The sequence below is a fragment of the Mesorhizobium sanjuanii genome (genome assembly GCF_002529485.1).
GTDB lineage: Bacteria > Pseudomonadota > Alphaproteobacteria > Rhizobiales > Rhizobiaceae > Mesorhizobium > Mesorhizobium sanjuanii.
Genome location: NZ_NWQG01000093.1, coordinates 15336 through 41372 on the forward strand (window position 1 = coordinate 15336; position 26037 = coordinate 41372).

Sequence of the window (26037 nt, forward strand, 5' to 3'; positions counted from 1 at the left end):
CCCATGGCCGCGCGTAGACAATCCTTCCTCGATACGTGGATCTTCCCGCAGGCTTTCTATATCGCGCTGACGGTAGGCGGGTGCGTTTTCATCGCCGTCACAAAGACCGCCGGCATAAGTCCCGTTATCTCGTCAACGGTGCCGATCGGCATCATGATCGGCTACTTCGCGTTTTCCTGGTACGTCGGGAAGTTGCGCGTTCACGACGAGCAGACAGGAGACAACCTCTATTACATGGGCTTCCTGTTCACGCTCTCCAGCCTGGGCACCTCGCTTTACCAGTTCGGCACAGACGCATCGACCGACGAAATCGTCAGGAATTTCGGCATTGCCGTGACGTCGACCATCACAGGCATCGCGCTGCGCATCTTCCACAATCAGGTCCGACGCGACCCCGCCGACGTGGAACGGGCTGCCCGTCACGAGCTCGCGGACATGACACGTCGCGTGCGCACCGAGATGGAAAGCGTAGCGCGTGAGTTCGCCGACTTCCGCCGGGTTTGCAATCAGATGTTGGAAGAAGGCTTCGACGAAATAGCCCGACAGGCGGAGAAGAACGGCGATCAGGTCCGACAGGCCTTCGAGGGTATGGCCGCCAAAGCGATAAAGCCCGTCCAGGAGACTTCGGAGAAGATAGCCAAAAGCCTCGATGACACGTTCGGCCGTATCGAAAGCAGGTTTTCAGGTGTCGCTGAAAAGGTCGACACAGTCGCAGCGTCGCTCGACACGGCGAATGCCTCCATGGCTGGCACGATCTCGAAGTTCGAGGCGCAGGCCGACATAGTTGCCGGGAAGCTCGCCAACGTGGTTATTCCGGACGAGGTCCTCAAGACGGATGTCGTCACAGTTCTCAAGGTGCTTGCAGCGTCTGTCGGAAGGTTCACCGAGCGGGCTGAGGCGCTTTCCAAAGAGCAGGGGGAAAGGACCGACAAGCTTTCGGATACCGTCTTGAGGATGGCGGCGCATCAGAAGCTCCTCCTGGAGAGGCTTGAGAAGCAGGCTGAGCAAAACGCCAGTACGACGAACCTGCTATCCCGCATCCTCGATCGCGATCGTGTGTCCGTCCCGCACGAAATTCCTCCGGTTGCACCTGTGCACGCCAATGAACCGTCTGTTGAACCTCCCATCTTCATCCCCATTTCGGCGGCAACTGCGCAGGGTGAGAAGCCAGGCGCAACGGCAACAGCCAACGGCGCTGATGCCGGGCAGCAGGCCTCCCAGCCGATCGTGGAGAAAGTCCAGCCGAGGCCGAGATGGTGGCGCTGAACGAACCCGGCGGAGCTTCGGTCGGCTACGAAAAGAAAGGCTATGCCCGCGGCTTGATCCTCGGGCTCACCATGGCCGAAACGATGCTCCTGCTCGTCTTCTGCCTGCTGTTGGTTGCAGGCGCCATCGTCGCAAAGAAGAAGGCCGAATTGGAAACTGCCCTTGAAAGGGTATCCCGCAGCGAAGCAGTGATTCAGCAACTCAAGCAGGAGAACAAGAACCTGCTGGCCCAGGTTGCCGAGCTCATGGAGCGCTTCACTGGGCACAAAGTGCCTGATGAGGAATGGCGAAAGCTCGTCCTCGCCAAAAAAGCGATCGAGCAGATCGAGCAAAAGGGACTGTCGGCCGACGAAGCAGTTCAGCTGGCGGAAGCCACAGTCGCGGTCCGAGACAACAATCTCTCAGCCGACGACGTACGCAAGCTAGTCTCAGCAGATCAGCGTGCGACCGAAGCCGAACGGAAGCTGGCTGAAGCCGAAAAGGAACTCGCTGAAACGACACGGCAGCCTAAGGATCTGCCACCGATCATCAATCTGAGCGAAGCCAAGGGCTATTCCTTCGAAGTCAGCAGTGCCGAACTCAAACCGGCCTTTAAGGCCAAGCTTGAGGGCGCTATTGCCGAGCAGATTGCCGATATCGTCGCAAAATACGATGTCGATGTCGTCGAGGTCATTGGCCACACTGACGAGCAGCGATTGTCGAGGCAGTCGAACATGGACTTCGTTCTGGGGCGCGTACTCTCTGGGGATGAGAGCGTCAGCGAAATGGAGCCGGGTGATAATGCCGGGCTAGGCCTCGCGCGAGCGATATCCGTCGCGTCCGTTCTGAAAAAGATACCGGCGTTTGATCATTTGAACATCCTACCCATGTCAGGCGGCCAACTGATCCTGCCGGATGATCGCCTCACGGATGGAGCTCAGTCAGGCGACGCTCCAGAAAGGCGTCGTATCGAGATCCGAGTACGCAAGAGCAAGCAGAAGCTGGCCGCCGAGGGGCATCACGAAGGCAATTAATAGGCAAACCATGTTGAGCCAAAGCGTGGGTTGCCATCCACCGGAACACGAGTAGAAAGCCCGCAAACTACCGCGGTCCAGTGCCAGCGCGCCGCGCTTTAATTAGTCGGGCGCTCGCTGACGCGTTTTTTCCGCGCCGGAAGTCGAATGGAAAGCGCTTCAGGAAACCACGAAATGCATTCCAGTCGTGTGATCACCGCTGCCACAATGCATGGTGTCCCCTATTTCTGATGCTACACAATAATAGGTCAGGGCGAGGCAATTATTGATGCATCGGTGACTAATATTAACCAATAATCAGAGTTTTATTGGCAACCTCTTCTGCCGGGTCCGATGACTGTGTCGGAGGGGATGTGTAATGAGTCTGGGTGCCGCAGGGCTCACGCCCATAACGCCTGCTGCTTTCATCAAGAAGTGGAGGAAGTCGGAACTTGGCGAGCGGCAGGCAGCTCAAGAACACTTCCTCGATATCTGCTCGCTGGTCGGCCATCCGTCTCCGAGCGATGAGGACCCGACCGGCGCGTTCTTCGCGTTCGAGAAAGGTGCGAACAAGCTCGGAGGGGGTAAAGGTTTTGCTGACGTCTGGAAGAAGGGTCACTTCGCATGGGAGTACAAGCGTAAGAAGGGAAACATCGACGAGGCCCTCCTCCAGTTGATGCGATACGCGCCGGCGCTTTTGAGCCCGCCGCTACTCATCGTTTGCGACATCGAACGCCTTCGCATCCATACCGCTTGGACGAACACCGTTCCGTCCACATACGTGATCACCCTAGATGACCTGGCGGAACCTTCACTCGCCGCGGCCGCGACATGTGGATTGTGGATTTCGGCTGGGAGATGTCCGAGCAGGAGGCTGCCCTCTACGAGGCGCCGTTCCAGCACATTAGAGAGCATGTGTTTCCGGAGCGCTCAAAGAACAGGCGTGATGCCTACCGCGAGCGTTGGTGGCGACACGTGGAGCCGAGACCGGCTTTTCACGCTTCCTTGCAGGGCCACTCGCGTTACATGGCAACACCTCGCGTCGCAAAGCATCGGACATTCGTGTGGCTTGATCAAGCGATAGTGCCCGACTCCCGCATCTTCGCGTTTTCTCGGTCAGACGATGTCTTTTTCGGGATTCTTCACTCCCGATTTCATGAGGCTTGGAGCTTCGGAACTTGCTCGTGGCACGGCGTCGGCAATGATCCAACCTACAATAGTGCGGGGGTATTCGAGACCTTCCCGTTCCCCGAGGGCCTCACGCCGGATATCCCAGCAGTCCGATATGAAAAGGATTCACGAGCCATCGCCATATCACAGGTGGCCAAGAGGCTTGATGACTTACGAAACGCGTGGCTCAACCCGAGCGACCTTGTCCAGATCAAGCCCGAGGTCGTGCCCGGCTATCCGGATCAAATCCTTCCGAAGGACATCGTGTCGCACGCGATCCTCCGCGAGCGTGCCCTGACCAACCTCTACAACCGGCGTCCGCAGTGGTTGGTCGACGCTCACTCGGACCTGGATGCCGCCGTTGCCGGAGCCTACGGGTGGCCTACAGATATTTCTGAAGATCAAGCTCTGGCGAATCTCCTAGTCTTACTGCGTCATAAATTTCTGACCTAACGCGGACTGTCCATGGCTCTTGTGCAACACGGACATCGTTGCAGACGGTTGGCCAGGGCCACAGTCAGGCGTCGCCTGATGGTCGGGATCGAGGTCGGGACGTGCCGCTCTGGTCGGATCGGAGGATCCGCGGGGTCGATAACCGCTGGGAAGACCAGGTGTTTGGCGGCCCTGGGCGCGAGTTGGAGTTGAGGGGGGAATCGTCTCCCTCAGAGCGATCAGGAAGCCATAGGCGGCGATGCAGAGACTGGCGTGGTGGTGGAAGCCCCGCCACCCTCGGCCTTCGTAGTGGCCCAGTCCCAGCTCCTGCTTGAGCTCCTGATAGTCTCGCTCGATCCGCCAACGCAGCTTGGCGGCGTCGACCAGCTGGGTGATCGTAGCGTCGGCCGGCAAGGTGGAGAGCCAATACTTGCTCGGCTCGACCTCGCCTTCAGGCCACTCGATCAGGAGCCACTCTTCGGCGTGAGCCTCGGGCCGATTGTAGTCCCTGGAGGCCGGCCGCAAGCGCACGGCGGCGAAGCGGGAATTGAGCTCGGTGTTGGTTCCTTCGCGCCAGGCGATCGTGCGCCAGGTCTCGGCGTTGAACTCCTCGGCCAGGGCCTTGGCCGAGATCGGCTTGTGATTGTCGGTTCGGCCGACCCGAGACGGCGGCCGGCCTCTTCCGCTCCAAGGCTTGGGCGGCAGCGGACTCTCGCCTGGACGCCAGACGCTGAGGGTCGGCTGAACGCCCACCACATAGGTCAGATCGAGCTCGGACAGGCCGGCGCGGAAACTACCGTCGGCACCATATCCGGCGTCGGCCAGAACCACGCCGGGCGCGACGCCCTCGGCCTTGGCCGTCCTGATCTGCTCGAGCGCGATCTGCGGCTTGGTCTGGAACGTGATCCCTGCGGGAATCTTGGCCTTCTTGCGTTGTTCCGGATTCTCCGCCCAGCTGTGCGGGAGATACAGTTCGTAGGCGATCGGAAGCGAGGCTGCGTCATTCGCGATCGACAGGCTGACCGCAATCTGACAGTTGTCCTGCTTGCCCAACTGGCCGCAATACTGGCGCGCTACGCCCACCGAGTGCTTGCCCTTCTTGGGAAAGCCCGTGTCGTCGACGATCCACGCCCGGATCGGTCCATGCTGCTCGATCCGTGGAAGGACCCAGTCGCGAACCCGCGCCAGCAAGGCCGCGTCCGACCACGGCGCCTGTCCCACGAAATGCAGCAGAGACTGATGCTTGGCCGACACCCGCGACGGCGCCGTGACGGCCGCCAACGGTTCCACGCTCTTGCGCTCCAGCGGCATCAGAAGTCCGAGGCAGTAATCCTTCAGAGGCTCAGCTCGGTCGGCGTGGCCAATCACCCCGATCAAAGCATCGACATAGGCGTCGAACGCCGCTTCACTCTCCGCAGTCCAGTTGGTCATGGCGCGCTTCCCTGATCACGAATCAGCACGCTAACAAATCCGAAACCAGCGCGAATCCCCCCGCACCCGCGACTTTCTGACTCAGTAAGACTAGCAGGCTGTTGAAGAAGTCAGGCGCGCTCGCAGACGAAGCCTGAATCGTCGGCATTGTGGATATAGAAGTGGCCGACGAGGCGACCCGCGGTGCCGATCATCGCCCATCCGCGACCGCAAGCGGGATCGCTTTCGTCGTGACCCTCCACGAGAATTCCGCGCAGACCGAGCCGTCTCGCGCGCGGTAGCGGACATCAAGGAAGCCCTTGAGGGCACCGAAGCCAATCTCGCCGTCCGCCGCGCCTTTGAACGTCAGATGCGCCTCTTCGACGAGATCGAGGAAATCGTTGTCCCAGACATCCATTTCGACGATACGCCAGCGACCGGCAAAGGCCTTGGCGATGGCTGGAACCTTGGCCATGTCAGTTGGTCCCAGCGATGAGCTTCGGCAGCCGCACCAGATTGTAGGCGGCGGCCGCGAAAGTGAAGGCCCATCCGACGCGGTCGCGGCCGCGCAATTTGGTCTTCTCCTGCCCGGCGACGGTCTTGATCCAACCGAATGCCTCCTCGATGCGCTTGCGGATGCGCTGGCTGATCGCATAGCCGCTGTGCCGCGTCGTGCGCCCGTCGATCGCCGAACTACGGCCGCTGGTGTTCTGCGCCACATGCGGTGTCACCTTCATTGCGCGCAGTTCGTTGACGAAGTCTTCTGCGTCATAAGCCTTGTCGGCACCGAGCGTGATCGCCTCCGGCCGATCCGCACGAGGCTCGATCATATGGAGTGCCGCCACCCGCTCGGCATGCCCGTCGGCCAAGGTCAGGCAGGCGTCGACCAGAAGGCCATGGCGGTTCTCCATCAGCCCATGCCCCATGAAGCACAGCTTCGCCTCCTTGCCTCGCTCTTTGCGGTAGAGCCTGGCGTCGGGATCGGTGGTCGAGGCGTGCGTCTCGTTCGATCGCCTCTCGCCGTGGAAGTCCGCTTCCGCGTTGCGCCCGCCGCCGTCTGCCGGCGGCTCGCCATGACCACCGCTTGGGCCGTCCTTTGGCTTGACGCTCTTCATCGACGCCCAGGCCTCGATCAGCGTGCCGTCGACCGAGAAGTGATCCGTCGACAGAAGCCTCTTCACCTTGGGCTGCGCCAGCACCGCGCTCAGGAACTTTGCAGCGATGTCGCCCTCCAGCAGCCGGTCACGGTTCTTGGAGAACACCGAATGATCCCAGGCTGCGTCGTCCACGCCGATGCCCACAAACCAGCGGAACAGGAGGTCGTATTCCAGCCGCTCCATCAAAAGCCGCTCCGAGCGGATCGAATAGAAGGCTTGAAGCAGCATCGCCCTGAGCAGCTTCTCCGGCGGGATCGATGGCCGTCCGATCGGCGAATACAGCGCCGCGAACTCCCGCTCCAGTGCCGACAGCGCCTCGCTCACGATTAACCGGATCGCCCGCAACGGATGATTGCGCCGCACTCGTGCCTCAAGGTCAACATAGCTGAACAGTTCGCCAGTTCGATCGTCGCCGCCGCGCACTCGTCACCTCCGAATCCCTTCGGAACCAATGAATCACCGCTGCGGTCCGATGGCGAGCGCCTTTTTCAACAGCCTGCTAGAACTCAATCTGGCGCGTGAGGCATTCAACGAGCACGCCAAATCCGGTCTGAAGACAAGAAAGCCACGTCGTCGTCCAACGCCGGAAGAGGTTCGACGTGCCCCGCAGATGAAGTTGCCCATTGCAGGTGGCCGCAAGTCCGTTGTCGGTCCGCAGCAATTGACCACCGAGGATCGCGAAAACCAGCCGACGTCAGCAGAGCGTCCGCGAAACACCAAACGCCGAACAAGCTGACCCAGGTCAGCCAAATTGTGCGAGACGCCCTTGCTCCAAGACCGATGATAGACCCATTCCAGTCATTTCCGTTACACCTCATCAAAAGCAGATCGAAGCCGGCCGCGCCTATGACCGCCTTCTCAAGCGCGGCACCCGGCCGAAGGGGCTCAAGGCCATCGTCGCATGGTTCAAGCGCCTGTGGATCAAGTTCATCGGCTAATCAGCGTGCGGCCGACGGCATCGCCTTTGCAGGCACAGATCAGGTTGCCGAAAGCCGGCCTCCGCGCCGAGTGCAACCATTGCGCCTGCAACAAGCGGCGTCTGTTCGGCAGGTTTGAGGATGACCGCGCAGCGGGCCGCCAGCGCCGGCGAGCTCTTGCGCAACCCTCGAGGCCGAGAAAATTCCACGGCGTGATGGTGCCAACAACGCCGATCGGCTGCTTGACCGCCAGCATGCGCTGGCCCGTCGAGGGCAGGGAGATCGTCTCGCTATAGACGGCTTTGGCCTCTTCGGGCGTCCCATTGCAGATCGCAAGCAGCGTGAGGGACTTCCGGTCCGGCTTCGGCAAGCGGCTTGCCCATCTCAGCGGTGAGAATGGCAGCAAGGTCGTCCGCATGGTCGATGATCAGCTGATGCCAGTGCCAAGCCATGTCGCTGCGCTCTCGGGAGGTCATGGCTGCCCATCCAGTCTCTTGCGATACAGGCCTTGCTGCCCGCGTCTCCGTGACCCCATGTTGGGAATTTCCGCCAAAACGTCGCCAGTGGAATCAAGACCTCGAAAATTCGCTCGCCAGGCGGCGTGCCGAGTGGCGGCATGCGGTCGAAGGCGCCGAACAGCTAAGCAGATTTCAGGTGCAAGCGGTTGGCACAGAGGCACGCCTCGCGGGGACACCGGCGTTAAGTCCTGCGAGCTGATAAAACCGCAGCGCAAGGCATGGCGTCCAGGCATCCGGCAAGCGGCAGTCTGCCGGCACTTGATGACGCCCGCGCGCCCTGACGGCGCGTGCCGGGTGCTCGTGAACCGAGCCCGCTTTTTCTTCGCAAGGCTCAGGCGGCCTCGCCAACCGGCTTGGCCGCCTCCGAAGCGCCAAGGGCGGACGGCGCCCTTTGATACGGTGATGATGTTGAAGATCATGGTGCTTCAGGCGCTCTACTGTCTCTCGCACGATCAGGCCGAGTTTCAGATCCAGGACCGGCTGTCGCCGGTGGGCATGGCCCGCATATCCATCCCATGGATGCATTATATCCAAACAATCAAGTTTACCCATCCGTCATGATGCTGCATAGCGCAGGAAAGCCAATGTCCCGTGCTTTCCAGCTCACGTTCACGAGCGTGGCCTTTGTAGGAAGACCAAGTCGAAACCGGCGCATCATAAGGGGCAGAGTATCCATGAACGCAATGGCGGCGGGGCAGGCCGGATCTGGGCGTTTTATTGCTTTAGAGGGATTGAGGGGGCTGGCTGCAGTTGGCGTCCTCTTGTCTCACGCCCTCTTCGCTGTCGAGCCAGGGATATTCAAAACCATGTACCCGTTGGCGCAAGCAGCGTGGCCAGAAATCGGATGGCCTGCTCAGCTTCTAACTCTCCCCCCATTCAGCATGCTTATCAACGGAAGCTTTGCTGTTTGTGTATTCTTCGTTCTAAGCGGCTTCGTCCTTACCAAGTCTTTTGCTGACACTGGAAATGCATCGGTGCTTGTATCCAGGGCAATCCGACGGATACCCCGCCTCGGCATTCCAATCGCGGCTTCAATCGTTTTTGCCGGTACCATTTTTGCCATGGGGCTGATGAGAAATCTTGAAGTTGCTCCACTCACGGGCTCGATCTGGCTGACCTGGTATTACCCTAGCTCAATTACGGCCGCGACCATCGCCAAGGAGGCCCTATATGAGTCCTTATTTCTCGGTAAGAACAAACTCAATTCACCACTCTGGACGATGTCCATTGAGCTCGTCGGTTCATACTTGGCCTTCATGTTCGCCTTCGCTGCGAGGTGGTTCACCTTCGCCCTCGTCACAGTTTTTGCCGCGGCTCTCTCTTTTGCGATCCATATAGCTTACCTGCCCTTCGCCTTGTCGTTCGGGGTCGGCGTCCTCCTGACTCGCGTTTCTCCAGCGAAATGGCCTCACAAAGCCAAGATCGCAATCTTACTTGCTGCCATCTATCTTGGCGGCTTCTCAAACGACATCTTGTATGAGCCGATCATCAAACTCTCCCCAATCGACTTTAATCCCCTGAAGGACGCAATGCACTGCGTCGGTGCAACCTTCCTTGTCGCTAGCGTTCTCGCGCTTCCATCGCTTCAGCGAGCCTTCTCGTCATACTTTTTCCCACTCCTGGGTCGATTGTCGTTCTCGGTCTACCTTCTTCATTTCCCTATCCTTTGCTCCCTCGGGTGCTTTGTCTATCTCTGGACTATCCAATGGGGGCATGCCATTGCGGCCAGTAGCACTGTCCTCATTGTACTTGTAACCACCATCATTGCTGCGGTGCCTTTTCAGCGCCTTGTAGACGTGAAGTCCATGGAAATAGCCAAGAGGGTGGACCAATACCTGAGAGGTTTTTTGCGTAAGACTGCGGAGGCGTAGACTGGCGCTGCGCTCAACCATTTGAGCGGGACAAACATAGCTAATCATTCTGACCTCAATAAAACGAAAGGTGCCCTTCCTTGGAAGAATTCGTATCACGCATCGCCACCAATGTCGGCGTCGACCCGGCTCTCGCAGACAAGGCCGTTGGCATGATGCTGGGTTTCCTGCAACGCGAGGCAGCCGACGGTCCCGCTACGCGCATGATCGAGGCCATTCCCGGAGCTTCGGAATTAGTGGCGAAGCATGATGGTGAGGACGCAGACGGCGGCAGCGTCCTCGCCGGAGGCGGCGTGGTGGGTTTCGGCCAGCAATTGATGAACGAGGGTCTCAGCCTGGGAAATATCGCCGGCCTTGCTAACGAGACGATCGCCTTCGCCAAGGAACATGCCGGCGACGAACTCGTGGACGAGGTCCTCAATTCCATTCCCGGCCTTCCCCAGTTCGCCTGATCAGCAGCAGCTGGGTGGCGTACCGATGTCGTGCGCCCGTCTCGGCCCTCTTGCGCAGCCAGAGCAGATTCGACTTATTCCGGGTCGTAGGCCGTCTGCCTCGACATGTGCGTGCATTCCTCGGCTGTGAAAGCTGCGAGGCAGTTGGCCACGACCGACCAGGATTCGTCGATGGTTCGGGTTGCAGCCTTTCTCAGGAGAGCCTGGAGCTTCGAGAAAGCAATCTCGATCGGGTTGAAGTCGGGCGAGTATGGCGGCAGGAACAGGAGCCGCGCCAACCTGCTCGATCACCTCGCGCCCGCCGCTGATCTTGTGGGCGGGCAGGTTGTCCATGAACACGATGTCGCCGGGGCGAAGCTCGGGTGCGCGGACCTGTTGCGCCTAGGCGAGGAAGGCAACCATGGATAGGGCCATCGAGCAGTATTGGCGCCGCCAAGCCGCCCAGCCGCAGGCCGGCCGTGAATGTGGTGGTCTTCCAATGGCCGTGAGGAACGGCCGCCCGGCATCGTTCGCCGCGCAGGCTGCGGCCACGCAACCGCGCCATCTTTGTGGATGCTGCGGTCTCATCGATGAAAATCAGCCTGTCGGGGTCGAGATCGATCTGGCCATCGAACCAGGTTCTGCGGCGGCGCAGGACATTGGGGCGCTGCTGTTCGGCGGCGTGCGCCGTCTTCTTTTGAAACGTGATGCCGCGCCGGTCGAGGTACAGCCGGACCGTGGACGACGCTGCCCGCACGCCGCGCTCGGCGGCAAGGCGCTCCCCGATCTCAGCAAGCGTGATGTCCGGCGCGTCCTCAATGAGACCAAGAATGAAGGCCTCATGCGCATCGAGCTTCGAACGCGACGGCTGGCCCTGCTGGCGCGCTTCCATCTGGCCGGTCTCGTGATAGCGGCGATACCAACTCCCGGCCGTCGAAATACCGATCCGGAAGCGACGCGTCGCCTCCCGCGTCGAAACCCCGACTTAAGTGGCCGCAATCACGCGCCCACGAAGATCCGCCCTTAGGCTCCTCGTCATCATCACCTCCTCGCAAATCACCGGGACAGTGAATCAGACAGGATCTATCGCGTGATTCCCAAACCGACTCTGTGTTCATCAAAAGATGCTCGAGGTATTCTCCGCCGCCTGTTCCGTACAGACCCTGCCAGACCACCAACCGCCGGGCGCGCAAAGCGAATGAACTTTGGAGTTCATTCGTCTACCCCAAAATCGACTGCAGGCGTACCGATGTGCATAACTTTAGGCGGCAAAGGCTTATCCTGAACGCTTTCGATGAAGCCCGCGAGATAAGCAAATGTGTTGTACTTCTCAAGTACCAACCGCTTCGCCTCTCGTATTGCATCGCGACGTTCCTTCCAGAGGTCCGAGTCGATGATTTCTCGGATCTTTTGAATTACGTTCTTGTCCTCGGGATCAATCAGAACCATTGAGTCCGGCGGAAAGAACCGCGTGATTGCCGGGCTGCCGTAATAGATCGGCATTGTTTCAGCAACGAAGCAGTCCATAAGCTTCTCTGTAAAATAGTAATCAGCGCACGTATTCTCGAAAGCTATACTGTAGCGGTAAGGTGCAAGTGCGTCCCATTTATCTCCTATCAGTTGAAAACCTCGGCCGAACAGGTCGAACTCGAGCTCCCCTCTCAGCCGTTCCAAAAACGCTAGCCGATATCGATGTCCTTTAAGCATGGCGATGTTGCTGGTAATCCATGAGAGCCGACGCGGCTTGTCAACGACTTCGTTGACCAGAAGTTGGTCATACGTCTTTCTTACAGACCAAGACCGAGTGATAGGTGGAGACAAGACGAATCGACGCCCTGCATTCTGCCGAGCTACCAGCTCTGCGTCAGACGTCAGAACGATGGTATTTTCCCCCTGCCCAAGATGGAGGGCGCGATGAGCTTTCGTCGGCGGTTCGCCGATTGCAAAAATGGTCCTGTTCGGGCTCGCCTCGATATCAACAGGAAGTCCAAAAACAGAAGGAGAGTTAAAGATTATATGCCAATCCGGCGTGAAGGACGTCTTGCGTACAAAAGCGACATTGTTCCAGATTCCACTGCCCTTTGGAGTGAGATGGTGGATGGCGTCTTCCAGACCGCCCCAAGAATCGAGGCATGCAGCAACAATGGGCGCCGGACGTTCCGTCAGCAATTTGGCGCTACACAAAGCAGTTCGACTCCTTCACTTCGGTGGTACCGGCAGTAATTTCTGCACGAGGGCCAGACCTCTCTGCGCCTATTCCCGTCGTGAGATGAAGCTAAAACGATCGGAATCGATGGCCAAACGGTCCGCAGGTAAACCCATCGATATCGAAAAGTTTGGGAGAGCTGTACAAAGGCTTGTAAGCCCTCCTCCTCCATCTCAATCGGCTTCCATAATTTAGCTCTGACTATTTTTTGATGCAGTTTGGGAGTTCTGTCCAGAGTCTTCTGCAAATTTGCGATCACGGTCGCCGGTGTTGGCGTGTCAGGCGCGGCGTCTTCAAGTAACCGCGGCCTTGGGCTGCTCCAGCTTGCGCAGCATCTCCTTCTTGTGCTCGGCCAGGCGCTCCATGTTGAGATTCGCATGGCCTCCAGCCAGGTTTCGTGTGTTTCGACGGCGAGCACGCGGACGAGCCGCAGGCAGCTCTCGGCGCTGGGAAAGATGCGCACCACATGGATGCGCCGCTTGATCTCCTGATGAGCCGCTCCAGGATGTTGGTGCTCTTCAGGCGCTTGTGATGCTGGCGTGGCAGCCGGTTGAAGGTGAGCGTCTCCTCGATGTTGTCCTCCACCCACTGGCACAGCTTGGGGCAGCGCGTCTCCCACTTGGCCAGCCATTGGGCGAGGTCGCGCCGCACTTTGGAAAATCCAGCGCAGTTCCTGCAGGCAGTCATCATCGATCCATTGGGCCGACAACATGTCTCGCGAGCAGATCGAAGCCGGCCGTGCCTATGACCGCCTTCTCAAGCGCGGCGCCCAGCCGAAGGGGCTCAGGCCATCGTCGCATGGTTCAAGCGCCTGTGGATCAAGTTCATCGGCTGATCAGCGTGCGGCCGACGGCATCGCCTTTGCAAGCATTGATCAGGTTGACGACGCTTGGGAAAGCCGGCCGCGCGCATTGCGCCTGCAACAAGCGGCGTCTGTTCGGCAGGTTTCAATATCACGGTGCAGCCCGCCGCCAGTGCCGGTGAGATTGCGCGCCACCATTGAAGCCGGGAAATTCCATAGCGTGATCGTGCCAACAACGCCGATTGGCTGCTTGATCACCAGCATGCCCCGGTCAGTCGAGGGCGGGGGGATCGTCTCGCCATGGATGCGGTTGGCCTCTTTGGCATACCATTGCAGATGTGCCGCCGCATGCGAGACCTCCGACTTGGCTTCGGCAAGCGGCTTGCCCATCTCAGCTGTGAGGATGGCAGCGAGGTCGTCGGCGTGGTCGATGATCAATTGATGCCAGCGTCAGAGCATGTCCCTGCGCTCCCGGGGTCAACGCCGCCCATCCAGCCTGCGCCGTATAAGCCTTGTCGATCGCCGTCCGCGTCTCAGCGTCCATGTCGGGTAGCTCTGCCAACACTTCGCCAGTGGATCGATCAAAAGCCCTCGAACTTTCGCTCACCCAACAACGTGCCAGGCGTCGGCATGCGGTCGATAGCGCCGAACAGGTCGGGGAGTTTCAGATTCGCTTCAGCGGCTGGCACAGAGGCATCGCGGCTTTCTCTTCAAAACGGCGGATGTTTTCTATTGGCTGCGTCAGGATGTGTAACCGCACTTCGCATAGGACCTCGAGCGACGGGGCCCTGGCGACCTGCCGACCGCGTTATGGAACAGGAACGACCGTTCCTGGAACGAGAATTCCTGTTCAGCGCCTTTCTCGCCCGCACGCCTGGCGGGGGCACCGAGCGTTGAGCCCTGCGACCTGATAACCGCAGCGCAAGGCATGGCATCCACGCATCCGCGGGAAGCGGCAATTTGGCCTAAGCTTTGACGGCGCCCGCGCGCCTGACGGCGCGTGCCGGGTGCTCGTGAACCGAGCCCGCTTTTTCTTCGACAGGCTCAGGCGGTCTCGGCCATCCGGCTTCGCCCCCTGGCGCGGGCAGCCTGTCGGCTGCTGACGGTCGCCGGCCTTTGGCCGGCGCGGTTTGTTCGTTGGCCGTTCCCGGCGGCGCGGGGTGGGCGGCACTCCCTTCTAGGCCCGCCGCGGCATCCCGCAACCCTTCGCTTCGCTTCGGGTCCTCCTCTTCGTTCCGGTCCGTCGGATGCGGTCCGCCTCCGACGGCGGGCCTTTCCGGTCGCGTCTCGCCGCCCACCCCGCTTCCGGGGAAAGGCGCGGGATTGAAGAGCGGAGGACCAGACGATGCGTGCAAAACACCAGCGTTCCGGCAGCCGAGAGGCTGGCGCGGGCAGGGGCGGGCGCCCGGGCGCCAGCCTTTATCAGGAAATCACGGACCGCATCATTGCCGAACTGGAGCGCGGCACCGTGCCATGGGTCAAGCCATGGGGCAGCGCAAAGGCCGACCTCGGCCTGCCCAGCAACGCGGCCACCGGGCGCCGCTATTCCGGCATCAACATCCTCATCCTGTGGGGCGCCGTCATCGAGCGCAGCTATCCCGGCCAGAACTGGCTGACCTTCCGGCAGGCGCTTGCCCTTGGCGGCAATGTCAGGAAGGGCGAGCGCGGCACCACCATCGTGCATGCCGACCGCTTTGTCCCCAAAAACGAGAAGGAGCGCGCCAAGACAGACGGCGACGAGCCGCAGGCGGTGCCGTATTTGAAGCGCTTCACCGTCTTCAACGTCGCGCAGTGCGACGGCCTGCCCGAGCACCTTTACCGCAACGCCGATCCGCTGCCCGAACGCGAGATCGTCCCCCAAGCCGAGGCGCTTATTCGAGGAAGCGGCGCGGATTTCCGCATCGGCGGCGATCGCGCTTTCTACATGCCGGACACCGACTCCATTCAGGTGCCGCCACAGCCGGCATTCTTTCAGCAGATCGACTATTACCGCACCTGCTTCCACGAGCTTGGCCACTGGACCGGCCACCCGGCGCGGCTGGCGCGCGACCTCTCCGGCGCCTTCGGTTCCAAGACCTATGCGCGCGAGGAATTGGTTGCCGAAATCACTGCTGCCTTTGTCTGCTCGACACTCGGCATCGAGCCGACCGTGCGCCATGCCGACTATATCGGCACATGGCTGAGGGTGCTGCGCGAGGACAATCGCGCCATCTTCCGCGCCGCCAGCCTTGCCTCCAAGGCCGCCGATTTTCTTCTCGGCTTCAACGCCGAGGCCGAAGGCGCGCAACAAGACGAGATCGCGGCATGAGCGTGCGCGATCCCGACACCCCGGTGTCCGGCCGGTCACCAAGCGCGACCGCCTCGCCCTTTTGGCCGACGCGCCGATGCGCCCGCCCGCGGCGCAAAAGCCGCTCGATATCGGCTGCTCGATGGTGAGGCGGATCAGAGAAAGATCCAGTGAATCTTTCTCCCGCCGAACGCCAGAAATCAACGCGACTTGTTTTGAGAGGAGTTTTCCCATGATCCTGATCACCGACGACCTTTGCGCCCGGCTGCTCGCCAATGGCGCAACCGACACCGAAACCGACCATTTTCCGGTGGTCAAACTTTTCGATCCGACCGGGCCAGCGACCTGGCTTCTCACCGAACTCGACGCCGACGGCGACACCCTGTTCGGCCTTTGCGACCTCGGCTTCGGCTTCCCCGAACTCGGCAGCGTCAGCCTTGCCGAGCTTGCAAGCGTGAAGGGGCGGCTTGGCCTCGGCATCGAGCGCGACCTCTGCTTCAAGGCGCGCTTTCCGCTCTCCGTCTACGCCCAGGCAGCGTGCAGCGCCGGCCACATCACCGAAGCCGAGCGGCTGCTGCGACAGGCGGCAGAGGCCCTTGGCAACGCCCATTCCAAGCTTCCGCCCGACACGGCGGAACAAACGCGCCGGTAAGGCGCGAAAACCGTCCCGCCGCGCCGGCCTTGTGGCCTTTGCGGCGGGAGAACCTCAACCAAACCGAAGGAGACAAATCATGCAGCTTGCCCACATTCCGCTTGATAAGCTCAACATTTCCGCCCTCAACATGCGCCATTCCAAACGCGCGCCCGACGTGTCGGACATCCTGCCGTCGGTTCGCGCGCGCGGCGTCCTGGTGCCGCTTCTGGTGCGGCCCAACGGCACGCCGGAAAGCTTCGAGATCGTCGCCGGACGGCGCCGCTATTTCGCCGCGAAGTCGCTCGCCGACGAGCGCGGCGAGGGCGATGCCTTGCCCTGCGCCATCATCGAAGACGGCGACGACGCCGACGCGCTTGAGGCCTCGCTGATCGAAAACTTCGCCCGGCTCGATCCCGACGAGGTCTCGCAGTGGGAGACGTTTTCGCGGCTGATCAGGGAAGGCCGCACCATTCCAGATATCGCCGCAACCTTCGGCATCACCGAGCTTCTGGTCAAACGCATTCTGGCGCTCGGCGATCTTCTGCCCAAGATTCGCGAAGCCTATCGCCGCGAGGACATCGACGCCGAGACGGCGCGCCATCTGACCATGGCCTCCAAGGCGCAGCAGAAGGATTGGCTGGCGCTTTATGCCGATCCCGAGCAATACGCCCCGCGCGGCCACCAGTTGAAGCAATGGCTGTTCGGCGGCCAGTCGATTTCCACCAAGGTGGCGCTGTTCGCCGTCGAGGATTATCCGGGCCTGATCGTCTGCGACCTGTTCGGCGAGGACAGCTATTTCGCCGATGCCGACCTGTTCTGGCAAAAGCAGAACGAGGCGATCGCCGCCAAACGCGATGCCTATCTGGAAGCCGGCTGGCCCGAGGTCGCCGTGCTCGAACCGGGGCAGCATTTCCAGTCATGGGACCACGAAAAGACGCCGAGGAAGAAGGGCGGCAAGGTCTTCATATCGGTCTCGCATCGCGGCGCGGTCGAATGCCACGAGGGCTGGCTGTCGCGCAAGGAGGCCCGCCGCGCCCGCGCGCTAGGCGAGGGCGGCGAGCCCGAAGAAACCCCCGCCAAGCCGTCGCGGCCGGAACTCACCGGGCCGATGCAGAACTATGTCGATCTGCACCGCCACGGTGCCGTGCGTACCGCCATGCTCGACCATCCTTGTGTCGCGCTGCGCCTGATGGTGGCGCATGCCATCACCGGGTCGGGCCTGTGGCAGGTTCGCCGCGAGCCGCAGCGCACCGCCAATGAAGCGGTGGCGGCAAGCATTGCCGCGTCCAGGGCCGAAGCCGCATTCGCCGAAAAACGGCGCGCGGTGCTGGCGCTGCTTGGGCAGGCCGACGAGGAGGGTGCGATAGCCGGCGGCAATGGCGACGGCTTTGCGCTTGTCGCCGTCTTCGCCCGTTTGCTGGCACTTTGCGACGACGACGTCATGCGCGTTCTCAGCCTTGCCATGGCCGAGACGCTCGAAGCCGGCAGCGCTGTCGTCGAGGCGCTCGGCAACCATCTGGGCATCGACATGGGTGCGTGGTGGCAAGCGGACGACGCCTTCTTCGACCTGCTGCGCGACAGGGAGATCGCCAATTCGATGCTGGCCGACCTCGCAGGCAAGTCTGTCGCCGACGGCAATGTCGCCGAGAAGGTCAAGACGCAAAAGAAGATCATCCGCGATTGCCTGTCGGGCGAGAACGGCCGCGAGAAAATCGACAACTGGCTGCCGCGCTGGATGAAATTCCCGGTCGAAAGCTACACGAAACGCGGCGGCTTCCGCACCGCCGATCAATGGGCGAGCGTCCAGCCGCTGTTCGTCCGCCAATAGGTGCCAAGCCGGGCGGCGGCTCTTTTCAAGTGCCGCCGCCTCGTTTGCCTGCCGCTGGATATTGGCTGATGCGCACGGCAATCCGAACAGCATTTGCCACGCGCAAGGCTATTGTGCATTGCACAAAAACCGACGCGCGCCTACACCTCCTTCCGTTGCGGGAATCGGGCTTGGACCAGCGGCGAGGCAGTGAAAAGAGATGCTTCGTCGATACCATATTGCATTCATAGCTGAGGACCTTCATGACCCTTTCGAGCCCTGACAAATCCGGCGCCGCCAGTCTCGAGGCCATCGCGCGAAACGGCGGCGTGCTGCGCCGCATCGCCGTGCGCATTCCGACCTATCTGTCGGACATTCGCGAGAACCCGGCATGGCTGCCGATGTTTGTGCTCGCCCGCACCATGCCGGCGCGCCGGATGCACTGGCGTGGGGCAAAGCCGGTTCGCGTGTCGCAAAAAGCCCACGACACCATGTTTGCCGGCGTCGATCGCCAGGACGTTCTCGAGGCGCTGCGGTCGGACGGGCTGTTTTGCGGGCTCGTCCTGCCGACTTCCATCCATGAGGAGATCGCCGCCTTCGCCCGCTACACGCCTTGTTTCGGCAATTTCGATCGCCGTCTCGAATTCATGGCTGAGGACCATGCCGAGGCCGAGAAGCGTTTCGGCCGCTCCTTGCTCAGCGGCCACTTTTTCGAACACATCCTCGGCTGCAAGGCAGCGGTCGCCATCCAGAACGACCCGCTGCTGCTCGACATCGCCGCGCATTATCTGGGCGCTCAGGCGAAACTGATCACCACACGCGTGTGGTGGAGCTTCCCGACCAGCGAGGCTTCCGACGCCGACAAGAACCGTGCGTCGCTTGGCAAGTATCATTTCGATCTCGATGACTGGAGGATGCTGAAATTCTTCTTCTATCTGACGCCCGTCGACGAAGGCACCGGCCCGCATGTTTATGTGCGGGGCAGCCACAAGCGGCGCATCCTCAAGCATCAGCTGACGCTGCTTGTCGGCCATTCGGCGCAGGAGGTTCTCAAGGTCTATGGCGATGACAGCCCCGTCACGCTGACCGGCGAAGCCGGCCTCGGCTTTGTCGAGGATCCGTTCGGCTTCCATATGGGCACCGTACCGTCGCGCACGCCACGGCTGATGATGGAAGTCGGCTTCGGCGTCTCGCCGCCCTCGCGCCGGCGCTTCCATGGCGAGCCGGTCATTCGCTGATCTCGCAAAAATCCTGAAACAGCCTTCGCCAGATCAGACGCCTGGTTCTCCCTTGGGCTGGCTGGTGCCATGGCGTCGTCATGGGATCAGCTGGCGCATGACTGGATTGGATCGATGTCATCCGACGCCGGTTCCGCCTCGACTGACCCAGATCAAGGCCACGCCCTTGTCGGCGTGGTTTGATCGCCAGTCCTTCACGGGAAAAACGCATGGGCTGACCGACAGCCTGGTCGTCGCTCCCATCATCTTGACAATCCAGATCATACGGCAGGCAAATGACGCTTCACCAGCCAGGAACCGACGTGAGAAACGCGCTTGAGGCGATGCGGCGGGGACTGGATCGCAGCGCAATCGATGCACGACATGCGGCTCGACTCCCCCATCATCTCACGAAGAACGCGCTGGCGGCACGCTGATGGCCGGCTGTGACGACAGCTTCGACATTATTGTCGTGGGCGCCGGGCCGGTCGGACTTTCCTTCGCCGCATCGCTTGCCCATAGCCAGCTCAAACTGGCGGTTGTCGAAGGGCAGTCCCTGGAAAGACTGGCAAGTCCGGCTTTCGACGGCCGCGAGATCGCGCTCACCCATGCCTCGATTGGAATCCTTCGCGAGCTCGGCGCCTGGGATGTTATCTCCGCTTCGGACAAGTCACCGCTTCAAGGCGCACGCGTCCTCAACGGATCGAGCCAGTTTGCGTTGTGTTTCGATTCCCCCGGCGGATCCGCGGAACCGCTGGGCGTTCTGGTCCCGAATTGCCAGATCCGCGATGCCCTGTTCAAGATCATCCGCTTGCGGGGCCATGCCCGGCTGCTGTGCGGCCACTCGGTCGTGCGTGCAACAAACAGCCGTCAAGGAGCAGTGATAACGCTCTCCAATGGCAGGCAGCTGAGCGCTCGGCTTCTCGTTGCAGCCGATTCGCGTTTTTCCGCCACCCGCAATCTGCTCGGCATCGGCGCCGATATCAATCGGCTTGGCAACTCCATGCTGATTTGCCGGGTGAGGCACGAGCGCCCCCACCACCAGATCGCGATCGAATGGTTCGATCACCATCAGACGGTGGCGATGTTGCCCCTCGCGCCAGGCGTGTCGTCGCTGCTTTTGACTTTGCCCTCAAACCAGGCCGACGGACTGCTTGCCCTCGACGACGAGTTGTTCCTGAGGGAGTTGACAAAGCGCTGTCGAGGGCGCCTCGGCACCATGAGCCTGGCAAGCCAACGCTATATCTATCCGTTGGCCACGACCTGGGCGCACAGGTTCCGGGCGCCGAGTGCCGCATTGATCGGCGACGCTGCCATCGGCATGCACCCGGTGACCGCGCATGGCTTCAACATCGGCCTCGGCGGCCAGAAGCAGCTCGCCCGTGGTATCCAGACAGCATGGCGCGACCGTCGCGACATTGCCGATCCCGACATGCTCCACAGATATGAAAGCCGACTGCGCCTGTCGGCGGCGCCGCTCTACCATGCTACGAATATTCTCGTCGGGCTCTACTCAAGCGAGCATCCGGCGGCACGGCTTGCAAGGCATCTGGGGCTGCGCCTCGGCCAACATCTTCCCTTTGTCCGTCATGGCATTGCGGCCATGCTGAGACGGTGAACCGCAGTCATCATAGGATCATCGTCAGCGTGCTGGCGTCGTAACAGACTGGCGAATTTGGTTCGATGTGAGCAGTGTGTCGGCCGGCGCCACCCAGACGTGGACCCAGCCACGCCCAATTCGGCCCTCAATGTGTTTACGGCGTGGATGGTTACATCCAAACAATCAATTTGCCAATCCTGCGGACCCTATTAGGAGCGTGACCGAAATCAAGTGCCTCGGCCCGCAGGTCTGCCCGGTGCAGGAAGCGGCCCCGCTTCTCAGAATTGGTGTGCCCGGGTCCCGACGCTAGCGACATCTGACGGCATTTGCAGCGCCGGTGATTGCTGCCTTAGCGAGGTGGGAATTTGACCCATAAAATCGATCATGAACTGCTGAATCGAGAAATGGCCGCAGACGATCCATGGCGGCTCGATGGCAACCCGTTCGAGCGGGAGCGCCACACGCAAATTCTCCTTTTGTCACTTGCGCAAGGTCGAGTCGCAAATGCGCTCGAAGTCGGGTGCGCTGCTGGCGCTTTTACGGAACGGCTAGCCCCCATTTGCCAGCGGCTCACTGTGATCGATGTCGTCGAGCCAGCGATTACGCGAGCACGTTTACGCGTGAAGGAGCCGCCGCACATCAGCTGGATAATCTCCGATGTTCAACAATTTTCGAGTGATGAACTGTTCGACCTGATCGTCGTGGCGGAAGTTCTTTACTACGTCGGAGGCCTCGTTCAGATCGGCGCGGCAGTCCGCAACCTGGTAGGCCTGCTTGCGCCAGGTGGGCAGCTGGTCTTCGGGTCGGCACGTGACGCCAATTGCCAACGCTGGGGGCACGCTGCTGGTGCAGAGACCACTATCGCCATGCTGAACGAATCGTTGACCGAGATCGAGTGCATCGAGTGCCGGGGCGCGTCGATCAATGAAGACTGCCTGCTGGCCCGCTTCCAAAAGCCGATTTCCGCTTCCTGATGAAACGAAGCGCCAGATAATAACCCTCCTTGCTGTTCTCAATCACGCTTTCGAGTGAAAAGTAGGGTACATATGCATAGCCGCTGCGCATCAGCAGGAGCGGCGTCAGAACGCGCGACAGCCTTCCATTGCCGTCCTGGAATGGGTGGATTTCCAAAAAAACCACGATGAAAATCGCCACCACGAGCAAGGGATGCAGGCTTTGCTCGTTGAGTGTACCACGCGTCCACTCGATAAGTTCCTTCATCCGCTTCGGCGTATCGAAAGGCGTCGCCGTTTCGAAGATGACGCCGATCTCGTTCCCGTCGGCATCGAACGCACTCACATTGTTTGCGAATGTCTTGTAGGCGCCGCGATGAGCCCATCCTTGTTGCAGCCGCTCGACTTCAACGGCGGTGAGCTTACTTCCTTCGATACGGATAGAAAAGCCAATGCTCTCGATGGTCGCAACACGGCGCAAAGCCGATAGGCGCTCTGGCGCGAGCGTGCCAACAGCCCGCGAAGCCCCTTTGAATTCGTCAATCTCCGAGACGAGGGTAAGGATTTGGGGGGTAATTTGCACGGAATCTGTCTTCAGCGTCATATAAAAAAAATACCCAAAAAATCAAGAAACGGGTTTACCCAATAAATGACCCATAAATACCGAAATGAAGCGAAGTCCTTATTTTGCATGGCTCCCTATGCGGGACGGGCTCTACGGCTGCCGCCACCGAACCTCAAAGGTGTTTCGGCCCAGGTGGTTGACGATCCCTAGCCGGGAAAGCGGCACTCCTCGTTGGGGGCCGTCGGTCCCGTGTCCGAGCGCCGGAAAAACCGGCAAGGAATAGAATGGTGAAAGTCCATTTCAGTGAAGGAGTAGCAATCCACATTGGCTCCGAGCCGTGCGCCGACGCCCGCGAGGTCGTCGGTGAAGCGTCGGTAGGAGAAAGCACAGGCCAGCCATTGAGCCGCGTAAGGGACCTAATCTCGAGTGCCGACGGCGTGGATGCTCCGGAAGGCAACATGGTAGGGCGCGTTATTGCGAGTGCCCGACCAACTCGGCGTGGTCGTAGAACCTGGCATGTGCGGAAATTCCTTGTTCGGGAACCGGGAGATCTCACGATTGACCAAGGTGGTAACACCTTCCTTGGTCCGTATCGGGAAAGCGAAAGCATGAGCCGATGATGAACGATCGTGAGAAGTCAGACGTTGCCGTAGTAGCTATGAAGCTGACGAACAAGGCCGGGGATCCGGCTGCGGAGTCGGTGGAGCCAAGGGCAGCGACCAAGGGAAATGCGGATCAGCAAACCACGCGCCGGGCACAGGACCGGGAAAGCGTGTCACATGCGCTGGACCGCATACGGCAAGTGGCAAGACTTAGGAAGCAGGAGAGGTTCACCAGCCTCTTTCACCATCTCAATCTCGAAACGTTGAGGACGGCATTTTACGCCCTACGGCGTGATGCAGCCCCCGGCGTCGACGGGCTGACATGGCGAGCCTACGAAGCGGACCTTGATCACCTGATCGAAAATCTGCGCGATAGGCTCCAAAGAGGTGCATACCGGGCAAGCCCCGCACGGCGGCAGTACATACCAAAGCCGGACGGACGCCAACGCCCGCTCGCCATCGCCGCCCTTGAGGATAAAATTGTCCAAAGAGCGACGGTCGCGGTGCTGAACGCGATCTACGAGGAAGACTTCCTCGGGTTCTCGTACGGTTTTCGGCCCGGACGCGGCCAGCACGATGCGCTGGACGCACTCGCGGTCGGATCGAAAAGCGAAAGGTGAACTTCATACTGGACGCTGATATCCAGCAGTTCTTGGATCCATTGTCATAATGCCCCCTGGTTCATGAAGTGTGTTCGAAGAGGGTGGGGTTGTTGTCTATGGTCTTGATCCATAAACCTTTTCTCTGTCCGCGAACGACATGGACGGCGTCCAGTTCGCCGCGTTTTACTCGCTGCAACAAACTTTGGCGGGAAAGCCCGAGGGTGTCCATGGCGTCGCGGATCGGTTCAAAGCCGTCGCCGGGTGTAGCGAGGAAGCGGGCCTTGAGTTCCGGGGTCAGGCGAATGCGCCAGGGCGCGCCGGGTGTGATCTGTTCGCCCCGAATGAGGCCGTCGTTGATGTGGCGGTGGAGCGTCGACGGCGCCACGCCGAGGGCTGCGGCGGCCTGACGGATGGTGACGATGTCGCCGTCGGCGGCCGGTGGCTTGGCCTTGCAGACGGGGATCTTCCAGTGTCGGCGCAGGTTTCCGACGCGGTTGGCGTCGAACCGGTGGCCGTACGCCGTTCGGCGGCCCTGGCGGTTGAGGACGCCGGCGATGATGGCGTCGGGGTAATGCGGTGCCAGCCGCCGCAGTAGCGCCAGCATATCCTCGTCTGTACGAACCGTCGCCGGTCGCGAGCGCGGCAAGGCGACCGTGAGGCGGCTCGTCGCGTCGCCCTTCCAGCGCAGGACGAGATGCGCCGCTGCCTCGTCGCGATCGACATGGAGGGTGACCTCCTCGATGAGCGTGCGCAGCAGCTCCTTGCGGTCACGCGGCGTGGTGGTGGGCGCGTGCCAAACGCTCGCCAGATCGGCGCCGAGGGCAAGCAGCTTTTCCCGCTCCGTGGCCGACAGGACGCGCCGACGCTGCTCCTCGCGCTGCGCCAGTTCCGTCTTTGCCGCCTCCAGTGCGCGCAGCGCCTCCTCCCACTCCTGCTCGAGCCTGCGGGCGACCAGGCGATTGTCGGGATCGACGGCGCGATAGCGGCGCTCCGCGCGGTTGACGGCGAAGGCGGCACGCTCCACGTCGAGCCGCCATTGCTTGAGTGCCGCCTCGCGATCGTTCTCCAGCCGCTCGGCCGCTTCGAGCGTGGCGGCCAGGCGCACCGGCTCCAGCGCTTCCAGGAAGGCCGCCACCACGGCTTCATCGATCTGCACGCCGCCGACATTGAGGCAATAGACGCCTCTGCCCTCGACGATCACCTTGCCGGCACAATGGTAGCCCGGCGTCGCGGTACGACCGCGATAATGGGTGTGCAGCCGTCGCCCGCAATGGCCGCAGCGGGCAATGCCCTGCAGCAGGGCGCCACCCTCTCTGGCGGCGCCACCGGCCTGTTCCTGCGCCTTGGCGTGCGTCCGGGGCTGGGTGTTGGCCGCCACGCGCTCTCGGTTGGCCTCGAAGGTCGGCCAGTCGATATAGCCCTGGTGGTGGCCCTTGATCAGCACTTGCCAGTCTTCCATCGGCAGCTTGCGCACCCGCTTGCGCCGCGCGCCGGTTTCGTCGAGCACCGTCTCTCGGCGATTCTTGCCATAGACATAGGCGCCGGCATAGACCGGATTGGCAAGCACGGCATGGACGGCGTGATAGCTGGCCTCGCTCCAGCGCAACTCGTGATGCCCCCCAAGCGACAGCGGGAACTTCATGCCTTGCGCGCGCAGCCACAGCCAGACGCGGCGCGCCGAGCCCAGTTCGGCGAAACGGGCGAAGATGGTGCGGATGACATGGACGACCGCCTCGTCGGGATGGATCAGGATCTCGCCGTCGTCCTCGCCCCAGACGAAGCCGACCGGTAGGCCGCGGCGCAATTCGCCGCGCGCTGCCTTGTTGCGGATGCCACCATTGAGGCGGGCGCGCAGGACGTGCAATTCGGCCTCGCTCATGGCGCCCTTCAGACCGAGCAAAAGTCTGTCGTTGAACAGGGCTGGGTGGTAGATCCCGTCGGCATCGCCAATCAGCGTATCGGTCAGCCCCGCCAGCTCGATCAGCCGGTGCCAGTCGGCATTGTTGCGCGCCAGCCGCGAAACCTCCAGGCCAAGCACGATGCCGACCCGGGCCAGCGCCACCTCGCTGGTCAGCCGGGCAAAGCCAGCGCGCATGACCCTGCCGGAGCCGGACAGGCCGAGATCCTCGTCGATGACCAGGACACGCTCGTCCGGCCAACCCAGTTCGCGCGCGCGGCCGGCCAGCGCGTATTGTCGCTCCGTCGATTCACGGTTGTTCTCCACCTGCGAGGCACTCGACTGGCGCAGGTAGACGACAGCGAGCCGGACCTGGTGACCGGCGGTGATTTTGCTGTGTTCAGTCATGACCGGCCTCCCTCACTGTCAGCATGCGCGCGATCACGAGGGCGAGCCGACGCAACGCCTCCGCCCGCGCCTCGGCGTCCAGCTTCTCCCAGGCGGGTGGGTCGGGAGGCCGGTCGCGGTCTTCCTCGGCAAATCTCAGCTTCAGTTGCATGTCGCTCCTCCTTGTCATCGGGCGGCGACTCGCCGCGCCGCTCAAGAAGAGCGTCGGTCAGAAGGCGCAGATGCAGAAGGTCTGGAAACCGCCCAATGCTGGAGTGATTTGCCGGGGAGGCTGTGGGGTCACCACCCGCTCC

Annotated in this window: 20 protein-coding genes and 6 pseudogenes; 15 read left to right on the forward strand and 11 right to left on the reverse strand. The window is 61.3% G+C overall.

Translation table 11 applies throughout. The features are described from left to right. Window positions 1-3: 3 nt before the first annotated feature. The 4 genes and pseudogenes from CN311_RS15670 to CN311_RS15680 all read left to right on the forward strand — a co-directional run bounded on the left by CN311_RS15670 (window position 4) and on the right by CN311_RS15680 (window position 3881). Entirely contained in the window at window positions 4-1266 is a 1263-nt protein-coding gene (locus CN311_RS15670) for a hypothetical protein (protein WP_097574693.1), read from the forward strand. Next, window positions 1254-2279 (forward strand): OmpA family protein, encoded by a 1026-nt coding sequence (locus CN311_RS15675; protein WP_027056392.1) that lies wholly within the window; start codon window positions 1254-1256, stop codon window positions 2277-2279. The genes CN311_RS15670 and CN311_RS15675 overlap by 13 nt, the downstream gene beginning before the upstream one ends. A gap of 358 nt (window positions 2280-2637) precedes the next feature. Next, window positions 2638-3006 (forward strand): annotated as a pseudogene (locus CN311_RS33850) (type IIL restriction-modification enzyme MmeI); the annotation flags it as partial. 83 nt (window positions 3007-3089) lie between these two features. Beyond that, window positions 3090-3881: a DNA methyltransferase family protein gene (locus CN311_RS15680; RefSeq protein ID WP_097574694.1), complete on the forward strand. Its 792-nt coding sequence runs from the start codon at window positions 3090-3092 to the stop codon at window positions 3879-3881. On the opposite strand, the gene CN311_RS15685 is transcribed toward CN311_RS15680, so the two are convergent. The 3 genes and pseudogenes from CN311_RS15685 to CN311_RS15695 all read right to left on the reverse strand — a co-directional run bounded on the left by CN311_RS15685 (window position 3855) and on the right by CN311_RS15695 (window position 6850). Beyond that, window positions 3855-5291 (reverse strand): IS701 family transposase, encoded by a 1437-nt coding sequence (locus CN311_RS15685; protein ID WP_245440838.1) that lies wholly within the window; start codon window positions 5289-5291, stop codon window positions 3855-3857. The genes CN311_RS15680 and CN311_RS15685 overlap by 27 nt on opposite strands. Before the next feature lie 110 nt (window positions 5292-5401). Then, window positions 5402-5745, reverse strand: a pseudogene (locus CN311_RS15690) (hypothetical protein). Between the two features lies 1 nt (window position 5746). Next, complete coding sequence (locus CN311_RS15695) at window positions 5747-6850, reverse strand: IS5 family transposase (protein WP_097574695.1); 1104 nt, start codon at window positions 6848-6850, stop codon at window positions 5747-5749. 49 nt (window positions 6851-6899) lie between these two features. Here CN311_RS15695 and CN311_RS32245 point away from each other — a divergent pair, with 49 nt between their 5' ends. After that, complete coding sequence (locus tag CN311_RS32245) at window positions 6900-7163, forward strand: hypothetical protein (RefSeq protein ID WP_208866504.1); 264 nt, start codon at window positions 6900-6902, stop codon at window positions 7161-7163. Between the two features lie 203 nt (window positions 7164-7366). Here CN311_RS32245 and CN311_RS33855 read toward each other — a convergent pair. Further along, a pseudogene (locus CN311_RS33855) lies at window positions 7367-7983 on the reverse strand (aldehyde dehydrogenase family protein); the annotation flags it as partial. Between the two features lie 140 nt (window positions 7984-8123). Here CN311_RS33855 and CN311_RS33925 point away from each other — a divergent pair. The 3 genes and pseudogenes from CN311_RS33925 to CN311_RS15715 all read left to right on the forward strand — a co-directional run. After that, window positions 8124-8348, forward strand: a pseudogene (locus tag CN311_RS33925) (transposase); the annotation flags it as partial. Between the two features lie 98 nt (window positions 8349-8446). Then, window positions 8447-9733 carry an acyltransferase family protein gene (locus CN311_RS15710; RefSeq protein WP_165779717.1) on the forward strand — a complete coding sequence of 429 codons (1287 nt, stop codon included), beginning with the start codon at window positions 8447-8449 and terminating at the stop codon, window positions 9731-9733. 80 nt (window positions 9734-9813) lie between these two features. Continuing rightward, on the forward strand, window positions 9814-10185 hold the full coding sequence (locus tag CN311_RS15715; protein ID WP_097574699.1) for a hypothetical protein: 372 nt from the start codon (window positions 9814-9816) through the stop codon (window positions 10183-10185). 74 nt (window positions 10186-10259) lie between these two features. On the opposite strand, the pseudogene CN311_RS15720 reads toward CN311_RS15715, so the two are convergent. From CN311_RS15720 to CN311_RS15735, 4 genes and pseudogenes are all read right to left on the reverse strand, one after another. Next, window positions 10260-11203 (reverse strand): annotated as a pseudogene (locus tag CN311_RS15720) (IS630 family transposase). 173 nt (window positions 11204-11376) lie between these two features. Beyond that, window positions 11377-12333, reverse strand: coding sequence for a glycosyltransferase family 10 domain-containing protein (locus CN311_RS32250; RefSeq protein WP_133117186.1), 957 nt, complete (start codon window positions 12331-12333; stop codon window positions 11377-11379). Between the two features lie 292 nt (window positions 12334-12625). Further along, window positions 12626-13060 (reverse strand): transposase, encoded by a 435-nt coding sequence (locus tag CN311_RS33420; RefSeq protein ID WP_097574701.1) that lies wholly within the window; start codon window positions 13058-13060, stop codon window positions 12626-12628. A gap of 140 nt (window positions 13061-13200) precedes the next feature. Then, window positions 13201-13869, reverse strand: a pseudogene (locus tag CN311_RS15735) (aldehyde dehydrogenase family protein); the annotation flags it as partial. A 648-nt stretch (window positions 13870-14517) separates the two neighbouring features. Here CN311_RS15735 and CN311_RS15740 point away from each other — a divergent pair. The 6 genes from CN311_RS15740 (at window position 14518) to nodS (ending at window position 21691) form a co-directional block, all read left to right on the forward strand. Continuing rightward, complete coding sequence (locus CN311_RS15740; RefSeq protein ID WP_097574702.1) at window positions 14518-15480, forward strand: ArdC family protein; 963 nt, start codon at window positions 14518-14520, stop codon at window positions 15478-15480. A 211-nt stretch (window positions 15481-15691) separates the two neighbouring features. Continuing rightward, window positions 15692-16111, forward strand: coding sequence for a DUF2958 domain-containing protein (locus CN311_RS15745; protein ID WP_097574703.1), 420 nt, complete (start codon window positions 15692-15694; stop codon window positions 16109-16111). 79 nt (window positions 16112-16190) lie between these two features. Further along, the gene (locus CN311_RS15750) at window positions 16191-17921 is read left to right on the forward strand and encodes a ParB/RepB/Spo0J family partition protein (RefSeq protein ID WP_097574704.1); all 1731 of its coding nucleotides are present in this window, start codon (window positions 16191-16193) and stop codon (window positions 17919-17921) included. Window positions 17922-18163: 242 nt separating this feature from the next. Beyond that, entirely contained in the window at window positions 18164-19138 is a 975-nt protein-coding gene (locus CN311_RS15755; RefSeq protein ID WP_097574705.1) for a hypothetical protein, read from the forward strand. A 415-nt stretch (window positions 19139-19553) separates the two neighbouring features. Next, window positions 19554-20735: a 5-demethoxyubiquinol-8 5-hydroxylase UbiM gene (gene ubiM / locus CN311_RS15760; RefSeq protein WP_097574706.1), complete on the forward strand. Its 1182-nt coding sequence runs from the start codon at window positions 19554-19556 to the stop codon at window positions 20733-20735. Between the two features lie 386 nt (window positions 20736-21121). Next, complete coding sequence (gene nodS, locus CN311_RS15765) at window positions 21122-21691, forward strand: nodulation methyltransferase NodS (protein WP_081709737.1); 570 nt, start codon at window positions 21122-21124, stop codon at window positions 21689-21691. On the opposite strand, the gene CN311_RS15770 is transcribed toward nodS, so the two are convergent. Beyond that, a complete protein-coding gene (locus CN311_RS15770) occupies window positions 21639-22274 on the reverse strand; it encodes a Fic family protein (RefSeq protein ID WP_097574708.1) in 636 nt (211 codons plus the stop codon). The two genes, nodS and CN311_RS15770, sit on opposite strands and share 53 nt — an antisense overlap. A 580-nt stretch (window positions 22275-22854) precedes the next feature. Between CN311_RS15770 and CN311_RS15780 the strand changes: the two genes are divergently transcribed. Beyond that, window positions 22855-23457: a reverse transcriptase family protein gene (locus CN311_RS15780; protein ID WP_245440839.1), complete on the forward strand. Its 603-nt coding sequence runs from the start codon at window positions 22855-22857 to the stop codon at window positions 23455-23457. A 61-nt stretch (window positions 23458-23518) separates the two neighbouring features. Here the strand turns inward: CN311_RS15780 and CN311_RS15785 are convergent, their stop codons facing one another. Together CN311_RS15785 and CN311_RS32585 are read right to left on the reverse strand one after the other, a co-directional pair. Continuing rightward, on the reverse strand, window positions 23519-25744 hold the full coding sequence (locus CN311_RS15785) for a recombinase family protein (RefSeq protein WP_097574709.1): 2226 nt from the start codon (window positions 25742-25744) through the stop codon (window positions 23519-23521). Then, window positions 25737-25895 carry a hypothetical protein gene (locus tag CN311_RS32585; RefSeq protein ID WP_165779718.1) on the reverse strand — a complete coding sequence of 53 codons (159 nt, stop codon included), beginning with the start codon at window positions 25893-25895 and terminating at the stop codon, window positions 25737-25739. Before CN311_RS32585 ends, CN311_RS15785 begins: the two co-directional genes overlap by 8 nt. Window positions 25896-26037 lie beyond the last annotated feature (142 nt).